The organism is Pseudoalteromonas obscura, assembly GCF_030135505.1.
Classification (GTDB): domain Bacteria; phylum Pseudomonadota; class Gammaproteobacteria; order Enterobacterales; family Alteromonadaceae; genus Pseudoalteromonas; species Pseudoalteromonas obscura.
The window spans coordinates 19315-30351 of sequence record NZ_JASJUT010000023.1 but is presented as its reverse complement, the minus strand read 5'-3'; the positions used below and the strand labels follow the sequence as shown (position 1 = coordinate 30351).

Annotated in this window: 12 protein-coding genes; 10 read left to right on the top strand and 2 right to left on the bottom strand. The window is 41.4% G+C overall.

The window, feature by feature from the left end; all coding sequences use genetic code 11:
• The 7 genes from QNM18_RS27195 to QNM18_RS27165 all read left to right on the top strand — a co-directional run.
• Positions 1-189, top strand: a 189-nt coding sequence (locus QNM18_RS27195) for a hypothetical protein (RefSeq protein WP_284138945.1), incomplete at its 5' end; no start/stop codon positions are given.
• A 420-nt stretch (positions 190-609) separates the two neighbouring features.
• Complete coding sequence (locus tag QNM18_RS27190) at positions 610-771, top strand: hypothetical protein (RefSeq protein WP_211013542.1); 162 nt, start codon at positions 610-612, stop codon at positions 769-771.
• A 528-nt stretch (positions 772-1299) separates the two neighbouring features.
• A complete protein-coding gene (lexA, locus tag QNM18_RS27185; protein ID WP_211013543.1) occupies positions 1300-1911 on the top strand; it encodes a transcriptional repressor LexA in 612 nt (203 codons plus the stop codon).
• A gap of 356 nt (positions 1912-2267) precedes the next feature.
• Complete coding sequence (locus QNM18_RS27180) at positions 2268-2966, top strand: DUF3313 family protein (RefSeq protein WP_211013544.1); 699 nt, start codon at positions 2268-2270, stop codon at positions 2964-2966.
• A 16-nt stretch (positions 2967-2982) separates the two neighbouring features.
• A complete protein-coding gene (locus QNM18_RS27175; RefSeq protein ID WP_211013545.1) occupies positions 2983-4053 on the top strand; it encodes an efflux RND transporter periplasmic adaptor subunit in 1071 nt (356 codons plus the stop codon).
• Positions 4050-7109 carry an efflux RND transporter permease subunit gene (locus tag QNM18_RS27170; protein ID WP_284138944.1) on the top strand — a complete coding sequence of 1020 codons (3060 nt, stop codon included), beginning with the start codon at positions 4050-4052 and terminating at the stop codon, positions 7107-7109. Before QNM18_RS27175 ends, QNM18_RS27170 begins: the two co-directional genes overlap by 4 nt.
• A gap of 126 nt (positions 7110-7235) precedes the next feature.
• Positions 7236-7721, top strand: coding sequence for a DUF3016 domain-containing protein (locus QNM18_RS27165; RefSeq protein ID WP_417714875.1), 486 nt, complete (start codon positions 7236-7238; stop codon positions 7719-7721).
• A gap of 22 nt (positions 7722-7743) precedes the next feature.
• Here QNM18_RS27165 and QNM18_RS27160 read toward each other — a convergent pair whose 3' ends face one another.
• Complete coding sequence (locus tag QNM18_RS27160; protein ID WP_211013547.1) at positions 7744-8037, bottom strand: prephenate dehydrogenase; 294 nt, start codon at positions 8035-8037, stop codon at positions 7744-7746.
• A 72-nt stretch (positions 8038-8109) separates the two neighbouring features.
• Between QNM18_RS27160 and QNM18_RS27155 the strand changes: the two genes are divergently transcribed.
• Positions 8110-8319: a hypothetical protein gene (locus tag QNM18_RS27155; RefSeq protein WP_046356942.1), complete on the top strand. Its 210-nt coding sequence runs from the start codon at positions 8110-8112 to the stop codon at positions 8317-8319.
• Positions 8320-8339: 20 nt separating this feature from the next.
• Here QNM18_RS27155 and epmB read toward each other — a convergent pair whose 3' ends face one another.
• The gene (gene epmB / locus QNM18_RS27150; RefSeq protein ID WP_284138943.1) at positions 8340-9353 is read right to left on the bottom strand and encodes an EF-P beta-lysylation protein EpmB; all 1014 of its coding nucleotides are present in this window, start codon (positions 9351-9353) and stop codon (positions 8340-8342) included.
• Between the two features lie 41 nt (positions 9354-9394).
• Here epmB and efp point away from each other — a divergent pair, with 41 nt between their 5' ends.
• Together efp and epmA are read left to right on the top strand one after the other, a co-directional pair.
• Complete coding sequence (gene efp, locus QNM18_RS27145) at positions 9395-9961, top strand: elongation factor P (RefSeq protein ID WP_211013549.1); 567 nt, start codon at positions 9395-9397, stop codon at positions 9959-9961.
• Between the two features lie 90 nt (positions 9962-10051).
• Positions 10052-11026: an elongation factor P--(R)-beta-lysine ligase gene (gene epmA, locus QNM18_RS27140; protein WP_284138942.1), complete on the top strand. Its 975-nt coding sequence runs from the start codon at positions 10052-10054 to the stop codon at positions 11024-11026.
• The last annotated feature ends 11 nt before the right edge of the window (positions 11027-11037 follow it).

The window sequence follows — 11037 nt, the reverse complement described above, 5'->3', positions numbered from 1 at the left end:
AATAAAAGAAAGCCCGATTCGAAAGAGTCGGGCTTTTTTCGTTTAAGTCCCTCAGCAGTGGTTAAAACGGCTCATTTCACCTTGCGCAAAAAGAGCGCTCTCACTTCGTTCGCTGTCGCTAGCCTTTTGCACGATAAGCGCAAGGTGAAGGGAGCAAACTTCACAGTGTTAATTCTTTACGCCTTTTAAATACACTCCCGTAGCAACAGCTAAACTAGCTTATTTCACCTTGCGCAAAAGAAGCGTACTCACTTCGTTCGCTGTCGCTAGCCTTTTGCACTCTAGGCCCTGAATCAAGTTCAGGGTGACGAAAAGGGGTAGCGGCCTTAGCAACTGTTAAATTAGCTCATTTCACCTTGCGCAAATTGAACGCACTCGCTTCGCTCGCTGTGATTAGTGCTTTGCTCGATGTTGAAAAGGGTTGAAAAGAAGGTTTCAGAAATAGAGCGATTTCTCCAAGGTTGTAGTTACTTTATTAAGAAATGTTTTTAATTCCTTTTTGTTGTATTGGTATTAATGAAATTACAATTTTGAAAAATAATATCGTTTATTATGTTGAAAGTAATAATAAATACTGCTAGGTTTGTTGTAGTCAATAAGGAGATAAATATGTTATTAAAATTAAAAAAGAAAAACATCAAAGTAATTAGCTATGATAAAGCCAACGTTCCTGCTGAGATGACACCACAAGTTGCCGGCGGCCTATTTAAAACGTGGGAGTGTACGGGTACAAGAACTTGTCCAGGAACATATACTACAACGGCTTGCTAACATGATAAATAGAGCTACTTGAAGTAGCTCTATGTTCTATTCATAACCACAATTTCTAATTCTTGCATCACAGCTCTAATTTTAAGCAATATTATAATCTTCTAACTATCAGATTCGAGCTAAACATTACGATTTTTAAAGTTATTAATTATTAAAAGTTGCAGTGAAGTAGGTACTACTCTATTTAATCCATGCCATGGATTACATATTTAAAAGCATTATCATTATTAACGAAGATCCACTAATAAAAGAGCAAGTGAACCAGTCGCATTGTCTTTTAATTAAATTGGGCTCTGTTGGCCTTAGATGAAGAGTGGCTGGAAAAGCACAATATGAAGTACTGTTTTATCTCCTTTGCATGCCTCTTTTGATTTATTTAATGTGCATAATCTTACCGTTGTTTCTACTCATTTAGCGCTAATCATTTTGCTGTTTTCATAATTTGCCTAAGTATTCAACGATTAGCATTGCGATTTAATTTTAACTGTATATACTCACAGTAAATGCACTGTATGGAAAACCAGTTATATGCGACCATTAACCAAACGACAAGAACAAGTTTTTGAACTCATCAAAGTTTTTATCAAAGACACAGGTATGCCGCCAACGCGAGCTGAAATAGCGGAGTCTCTCGGTTTTCGCAGTGCAAATGCGGCAGAAGAGCATTTGAAAGCGCTTGCCAAAAAAGGCGTTATAGAAATGGTACCAGGTGCCAGTAGAGGGATTCGTTTAGCTGAACCTGATGAACCCGAGCAACTCGGATTACCTCTGGTTGGGCGTGTAGCCGCAGGCGAACCTATCTTAGCGCAGGAACATATCGAAAATCACTGCAAAGTAGACCCGGGGATGTTTCAGCCTTCAGCCGATTACTTGCTTCGCGTTAACGGTATGAGCATGAAGAATATTGGTATTATGGACGGAGATTTGTTAGCGGTTCATCGCACTCAAGTCGCAAACAACGGTCAGGTGGTAGTTGCCCGTGTTGAAGAGGATGTGACTGTAAAGCGGTTTGAAAAAGTAGGAAAAAAAGTATTCTTACACGCTGAAAACGAGGACTTTTCACCGATTGAAGTCGATCTTGAGCAGGAAGTGTTTAATATCGAAGGGTTAGCAGTAGGAGTTATTCGGGGCAACCTGTAATTAGCTTACTATTTGATAGCTTGCTGTCGTTGTTTCTTCAAAGCTGGAGGCATGCTCTCCAGCTTGATTCTATCTATTTTTCTCATCTTAATTTATTGCTTATCTTTTTCGTTTTAACTTCATATCATATACTTAATTACAATTTCATAACTTAGTTCCCAAAATAGTTCGTATAAGCGAGTGATTGAAGATAATTTTGCACTTATTTAGTTATTCGCAGTCTGAGCTATTCGTCTTAGTTTATGGGGATAAAACTATAATTGTATTTGTAAATTACATTTGATTTCAAATGAGATCAAAGTATCTATTTTGATTGTGCTACAACCACAGGAAATGAATTGATTATGGAGCGGCTTATGATTTGGTTTCGTACTGTACTAATTATCACATTTGTATGTATTGTTTCTGCATGCACATCTACCCCACAAAATACGCGTTCAGGCTTTTTACCGAGTTATGATTCTTTAACCCCTTCTGAAGAATATGAGGATACTGAGCTTTATGTGGACAGCACGTTCGATCAATCGGTGCTCAGTCAGGTTGAAGTACTGTATATTCCTCAGTTTGAGGTATGGATCAATGTTCAAGAGTCGAAGTTTTTGAATATAAATCCGCTACATGTTGCTAAGTTAAGCCACTACATGCAATCAAAAATGGTAGAAAAGCTGACCCCTTATTTTCAGGTAGTGACGGAAAAGCCGCTTAACTTGAATGAGCAAATATTGATGATAGAAGGTGCATTTACAGATGTTCAGTTTGAACCGATTGCATTACAAGTAAGAGATTTTGTTCCAATTCGCTTAGTCTATAATGCAGGGAAGACGGCTTACCTTGCTGCAACTGAGCAAACTGAAGCGCTGACACATGTATCTTTGGAGTCCGCTTTTTATCTTGGCAATAACCCTCAACCCGTTGTGATGATGACCGCGCATAAAGAGCTAGATACTGTTTTAAAGGCAGATGGAACAGAGAATGTGGCAGCGGTTAAAGAAGTGCTGGATGTGTGGATAAATAACTTTGTTACGGCGATGACAAAACATCGCGATGTTAAATAGAATTAAAGGAGCTTTCATGAAGATAATAAAAAGCAAGCAGCTATGTGTAATGGCGTCAATTTGCCTTGCATTAATCGGTTGTTCAGATCAGCAGCCACAGCAGCAATCTGAACAACTTCGTCCTGTGAGGACCTTGTTGCTTTCTTCTCAGGTAGACGGTCCTTTAGTCGAGTTTCCAGCTGTTGTAGATGCAGCATCATCCGCAGATCTATCTTTTAAAGTATCAGGTGAAGTCACTGATTTATTGGTAAAACAAGGTGAAGAAATTCAATTAGGCGATGTTATAGCAAAGCTGGATACAACAGATTATCAGTTATCACTAGATGATGCCCAAGCTAACTATAACAAAGCACAGGCTGATTTCAGCCGAGCGAAACAGTTGATCAAGTCCGGTACAATTTCACAATCGGACTACGATCAGCTGCAATCTCACTTTACAAGTGCAAAAAGCAAACTAGCCAACGCAAAAAATAACTTGTCTTATACGAGTTTGAAAGCGTCTTTTTCTGGGGTGGTTGCCAGAACTTATATAGAGCGTTTTGAAGAAGTGCAGGCTAAGCAGGTAGTTGCAACGCTACAGGATATAAAACATGTCACACTTAAGGTGAACGTGCCAGAAAGCCTGATGATAAAAGTATCTAAAGATGCACCCAAACATATCATAGCCGAATTTTCTGGAATACCAGATAAGACTTTTCCGTTGGACTTTGTTGAAGTAAGTACGCAAGCAGATGAAGTCACCAAAGCGTATGAAGTTACCTTGAGTATGACTCGCCCTGAAAACTATAACATCTTACCGGGAATGACCGCCAAAGTTTTAGCAAAAGGTGCTGATGTCAATAAAAGTGGATTATACCTGCCAATCAATACTGTACTAAAAGACGCATCAGGAAATTATGTCTGGACAGTTGAGCCTGCGGGCGCTGGCAAAGGTGAAATTAAGAAAAAATCTATCGTGATTGGTGAAGTTTCAACATTAGGGTTTCCAGTGATCAGTGGTGTGGTTGAAGGGGAGTATATTGTTACTGCGGGCATGAGCAAGGTAAGTGAAGGTCAACTTGTAAAGTTTAACAAGGAGGCACAGTGAATATAACCAGACTTGCTTTAGAAAACAATCGCACAACATGGGTGTTGGTTGCGGCGTTACTGTTTTTTGGTATTGCGTCATTTAATAAAATGCCAAAGGACTATGATCCGGGTTTTATTATTAGGACAGCGCAAGTTATTACTTACTTTCCTGGTGCGAGTCCACAACGAGTTGAGGAGTTGGTAACGGATCAAATCGAAAAGGTTGTTCAGCAAATTCCGGAACTCGATTTTGTTAGTAGTACCTCGAAAACAGGTGTTTCCATTGTCAGTGTCAATATTAAAGAAAGTTACAAGAATATGCGGCCAATTTGGGACAACCTGCGGCGTAAAATTCAAAGTATTGAACAAGACCTTCCTAGTGACGCACAAACGCCTATCGTCAATGACGAGTTTGGAGATGTATTTGGCATTGTGATCGGTCTGACAGCTGAAGGGTATAGTTATCGTGAAATGGAGGATGTGGCTGAGCAGGTAAGAGACACATTACTTCGCTTACCTGAAGCTGCAAAGGTAGAGATTTATGGAAACCAAGAGCAGCGGGTCTTTATCGAATTTGAAAATGCGAGATTAGGCGCCTTAGGGATTTCACCGAGTCAACTTAAAGAGCAATTGGCGGCACGTAATATCGTTAACCCCGGTGGCTCTATTTATATCAATGATGAAACATTGGCATTGGAGCCAAGTGGCAACTTTGAATCAGTAGAAGACATTGCCAATACAATCATCAATGTACCTGGTAGCGAGCAGGTTTTGCTGCTTTCAGACATTGCTGTCGTATATCGTGACTATGTAGACCCAGCAAAATCGAAAGTACGCGTTGGCCAAGAAGATGGCTTAACCTTGGCGATTTCAATGCGCCATGGTGGCAACAATATTGCGCTGGGAGAGCAAGTACTTGAGACCCTAAACTATTTGGAAAGTGTCTACCCTATAGGTGTTGAATTTAAGCTGTTGTCGTTTTTGCCAAAAGAAGTTGAGCAGAAGGTCAGTGACTTTGTTTCTAACTTACTACAAGCGGTTCTTGTCGTCACCTTAGTGATGTTGTTCACACTAGGACTACGTACCGGTTTAATAGTGGCAAGTCTCATTCCAATGAGTATGGTATTTGGCATTTTAGTGATGTCGTTTTTCCATATCAGTATTGACCAAATTTCTCTAGCGGCTTTGATTATTGCACTTGGTATGTTGGTTGATAATGGCATTGTAATGTCTGAAAATATTATGGTCCAAATGGAGCGAGGTAAGGCTGCGATTGATGCGGCGGTTGATTCGGCGGATGAATTAAAAGTCCCCTTATTGGTGTCATCGCTGACCACGGGGGCCGCATTTTTACCAATTTTCTTGGCTGAGTCTTCAACTGGTGAATATACTGCATCTCTGTTTAAGGTAGTAACGATCACACTGTTGTGTTCTTGGCTACTGGCTATGACTATGATCCCAATGTTATGTGTGTACTTTACACGCGTTAAATCTCAATCAGCTGACTATAATTCAGGGATCTATTTAAGCTATAAAAATCTGTTAACGACCATGATCCGCCATCGCTGGGTCACTCTATTAGCCAGTATCGCCGCGTTTTTTATTGCACTTCAAGGAATGCAGTTTATTCCTAAGCTATTTTTCCCACCATCTGATCGTGACTATTTTAAAGTCGAGTTAGAGCTACCGATTGGCACGCGACTGCAAACAACGGAAGCCTTAGTAAAAGACATGGAAAGCTATATACAGCAAGAACTGCTTGTATCAAGTGAGCGCCCAGAGGGCGTTACGCAGTGGGTGAGCTACGTCGGCAGTGGTGGGCCGAGATTTTTGCTAACGCACAACCCTGAGCCTACCAGTGCTAACTATGCACTGATGATAGTCAGTACGACGTCATATAAGCTGATTGATTCATTAATGGTTGATATTGAGCAGTACGCATTAAGCCGTCATCCTGATTTGTTAATAAAGCAGCGTAAAATAGAAAATGGAGCGCCGATTGCTAACCCGGTAGAAGTTAGGCTCTCAGGAGATGACAAAGACAAGCTGATGGCCATTGTTGATCAATTAAAAGCGAAAATGGCTGCAACTCCTGGACTGAAGGCGGTAAGTGACGACTGGGGTTTGCCGAGTAAAAAAGTACAGATAAAAATAAACCAAACTCGCGCACGACGTGTTGGAGTGTCGAGTAAAGATATCGCAAGTTCATTGCAGACAGGCTTTAGTGGCCTGGAATTAACACAATATCGTGAAGGTAACGAATTGATTCCTGTGACGCTTCGCTCTGTCGCAGCGGATAGAGATGATATTGGTAAGCTAGAAGCCATGATGGTTTACTCTCAAGCGACAGGCGCTTCAGTGCCACTAAAGCAGGTTGCTGACATTGAGGTAGTTTGGGAAAGTGCACAGATTTTGCGTCGTGACAGGTTAAAAACCGTCGCGGTTGGTGCACAACTAGATGGTATTACAGCGAATGAAGGATTTGCGGCCCTCGTCCCTTGGCTAGAGGAGCAAAAGCAAAATTGGCCATTTGGCTATTCATATGAATTAGGTGGTGAAGCAGAATCATCAGGAAAAGCGAACCAATCAATAGCGGACAAGATGCCAATTGCAGTCTTTATAATTGTCATCTTACTGATAGGTCAATTTAACTCTATTCGCAAGTCAATTATTGTATTAACTACTATCCCACTGGGATTTATTGGCGTGATCTTGGGTCTACTAGTAGGACAGTCATTTTTTGGTTTTATGACCTTACTTGGCATTATTTCGCTTGCGGGTATTGTGATAAACAATGCGATTGTATTGTTGGAGCGGATCAAAATAGAGTTGGAAAACACCCCGGAAAATCCTGTTGAAGGTATTATTTCAGCGGCACAGCAACGTATGCGTCCAATTCTGTTGACGACGGCAACAACAGTATTTGGATTAATTCCACTATATTTAGGCGGTGGTGAAATGTGGGAGCCTATGGCGCTTGGTATTATGGGTGGGCTATTGTTTTCCACGTTACTTACACTGGGCATCGTACCTGTGCTTTATGCGTTGTTTTATCGTATCAAAGTTCAACACTAGCAAAATCGTGGCGTTCGCAACGACAAATCGTGAACGCCAGTAAAAGCCTGTTAATGAGTGTAACCCTTAAGTTTTTGTTCAGTGTGATGAGCAGAATATGAACATACAGGCTAACCAGAGGAGTAAATGATGAAACTTATCAACTATGCAATTGTGGCAATGCTGATGCCCATGATGGCCAATGCTGGTGAAGTGAAAGTGGCATGGCTAGATTTTAAAGAATACAGAGATGTGTTTCCTGCAAAAGAAACTCGTGGTGGATATCACAAGCGCATCGCCAAGCAATTTGACTCGCATTTAAATAAATTGGCGGCAGATATGCCAGATGGATATACCTTATCTGTAAAATTTGAAGATATTGACTTGGCTGGAGATGTTAGATTTAACATGAATGATATTCGTATTATCAAGCCTATTTATTTTCCTCGCTTGAAAATTACATACAGCGTAACGGACAACGCAGGTAAAGTGGTTGTTGAAGCACAATCAAAAGTACTAAAGGATATGAATTTTATGGATCGAATAAAATTTGGTAGAGATTCTGAGTTTTATTACGATAAGCGGTTGCTGAGCGACTGGTATAAAGATGATGTCGAGCCAGCAGTTAAATAAAAAGAGCGCTTAGGCGCTCTTTTTATTTAAATGTGGCGAGTAGCTGAAGCAGCTGCTGCAACTTAAACACGGTTTTCTTTAGGTGAACTTCATCGAGCTGTTCTGATTTACTCAATTTATCTACATCAGCAGCGACATCAAGTACATAAGGCTTAAAACGCTTGGCTTCGAATTCAAACCCAGCATCTTTGCTAAAAAGTGATGAGAATTTGCCATGCCCTTGTTGCTGTAATTCATCTAATTTTTTATCTGCATCAAGTGACTGACGATAAACAACTTTTAAGTTTTCGTTGAGTTTTTCGATGATTGCTTGCATGTTTTTCCTAAAGTCCTGAGTAAATCGGTCGATATTTTACTTGGATCCATCAAACTTGTCAGGTGAATACCTATGAATATTTCCGGAAGTAACCTTCCTGCTATGTCTGGCGCTGGTCCAGGTGGTGAAGTATACAGTGCTTCTCTGGCGAAAAAGCAACAGCAAGCAGATGGACGAGCAGCCCTCGCTTTAATTGAATCTGCTGGTAGTTCTGCCGCTGCGCAAACTCCAGCAAAGTCTGTTACGGCAACTTTGGGCAACAACATCAACGTATATGCATAGTATACGCTGATGTTTGCATTTTAACTTAAATGCAAATCAATCGGCGTCTTACTTTGTTTGCCGCCGATTTCTCTAACCAATTTGGGTACCAAGAAACCAGGTAGTATCTCCAACATTTCGGCGACTAATTTGGTTGCATCGGACTCGCTCATATCAAAATGGCTAGCGCCCTCGACTTTATCGAGTAGGTGCAAGTAATAAGGCAATATATCACTATCAAATAAGGCCTCGCTCAATTCTGACAAAGTGTGGGTACTGTCATTGATCCCTTTTAGCAGCACAGATTGATTTAACAATGTCACACCAGCTTGCTTAAGCCTGTGCATCGCGGTTTTAAATTCATCATCAATTTCATTGGGGTGATTGATGTGGTTAACCAGAATCGCTTTGAGTCGGCTAGTTGCCAGCCGATCACAAAGCTTATCGGTTATCCTTGCAGGAATGACGACAGGCAGACGACTATGGATCCTGATGCGCTTAAGCTGTGGCAAGGCCTCTAACTCATCTAACAGCCAGCAGATCATGTCATCCTTGGCCATCAAGGGGTCTCCACCACTTAAAATTACTTCGTTAATTTCCGGATGTGCAACTAGATACTCAAATACTGGCTTCAAAGCGCGTTTATTAACTTGGTTATCTTGATATGGGAAGTGCCTTCTGAAGCAATAGCGACAGTTTACGGCGCAGCCTGTTTTGAGCATCAAAAGAACGCGAGAACGGTATTTATGCAATAGGCCGGGAACAGGGGCATCTTGCTCCTCTAATGGATCCTTATTGAACCCGCTGGCTACAATAAACTCTTGATGTAAGGGCATTACTTGTAATAGCAGAGGGTCATGAGGATCACCGTAGCGCATTTTTGCGATAAACGGTCTGGGCACTCGCAGCGGAAAAAGTCGCTTTGCGGCAATATCTTTGGCACTGAAATGTGACTCCAAACCCAACATTTTGAGTAGTGTATCTGGGCAAGTAACGACATTCGCCAATTCTTTTTGCCAGTTAGTATGCAAATTTACTTCATTTATTTGTATCATTAGCAGGTTTATTACTCGAAATACGATGATTAGAGGATACGATGGCGAATTATAGCACCAACGAGTTCAAGGGCGGCCTAAAAATTATGATGGATGGCGAGCCTTGTACGATCCTAGAAAACGAAATGGTTAAACCAGGTAAAGGCCAAGCTTTCAACCGAGTTAAGATCCGTAAGTTGATCTCAGGAAAAGTATTAGAAAAAACGTTTAAATCTGGCGATTCAGTTGAAGGCGCAGATGTGATGGAAACTGATCTGGCGTACTTGTACGCAGATGGTGAGTTCTGGCACTTCATGAACAACGACACATTTGAGCAGATCGCAGCTGACGAAAAAGCAGTGGGTGACAATGTTAAGTGGTTGGTTGAAAACGATGTATGCACAATTACATTGTGGAATGGCAATCCGATAGCGGTAACACCACCTAATTTTGTTGAACTTGAGATCACTGATACAGACCCGGGACTAAAAGGTGACACAGCGGGTACAGGCGGTAAGCCTGCAACTTTAACAACAGGCGCTGTTGTTCGTGTTCCACTATTTGTTCAAATTGGTGAAGTGATCAAAGTTGATACGCGTACAGGCGAATACGTGAGCCGCGTAAAGTAATTATTTACTTGAACACTTAGACGTTAGAAAATCTCGGCCTTGGCCGAGATTTTTTTATGACCTAATGTAAATTATAATGTGGGATTGATAATGAATGATGTGAAATGGGCACCAAGTGCGGACATTGAGACACTGAAACAGCGCGCTGCAATTTTAGCAAGCATTCGCGCGTTTTTTGCAGAGCGTGAGGTTTTTGAAGTGGAAACGCCATGTTTGAGTCAAGCGTCAGTTACTGATGTACATTTAGCGACATTCGTCACGCAATTTGTTGGGCCCAGTTATGCAAAAGGGCTCCCTCTATACTTACAGACTTCGCCAGAATTTGCTATGAAGCGTCTACTTGCAGCAGGTAGCGGGGCGATCTATCAAATCGGAAAAGCTTTTCGCAACGAGGAGTCAGGCCGTCATCACAACCCTGAATTTACAATGTTAGAGTGGTATCGTCCGGGATTCGATGAGTATTTGTTGATGGACGAAATTGATGCGTTGATGCAGTCTATCCTGTCTTGTGCTAAAGCTACGAGGATCAGCTACCAAGCGGCGTTTGAAAAATATCTATCTATAGATCCTCTGACCATTGAATTGCATGCTTTGAAGGCTGTATGTGAACAATATGGATATGCAGAGATAGCTGCTCAAGAGACGAGTGTGGACCCTTTACTTCAATTGCTGTTTTGTATGGAGATAGAACCTCAAATTGGACAAAACGTACCATGTTTTGTTTATCATTTTCCCGCTTCTCAGGCGGCTCTTGCCAAATTAAACGAGCAAGATCCTCGTGTAGCCGGTCGCTTCGAACTTTATTTTAAAGGGATGGAGCTCGCTAATGGCTTTAACGAACTGACCAATGCAACAGAGCAAAGCCTACGGTTTGATGAAGACAACCTGCAACGTCAGCAAATGGCACTACCTAAAGTTGAAAAAGATAATCGCTTTTTAAAAGCCCTAGAGCAGGGTTTACCCAACTGTGCAGGCGTGGCGTTAGGCATTGATCGGTTAGTGATGTTGGCAACGGGAAAAGCCTCTATCAAAGAGGTAATTGCATTTGATATTGAACGTGCATAAGCGCTTTCACC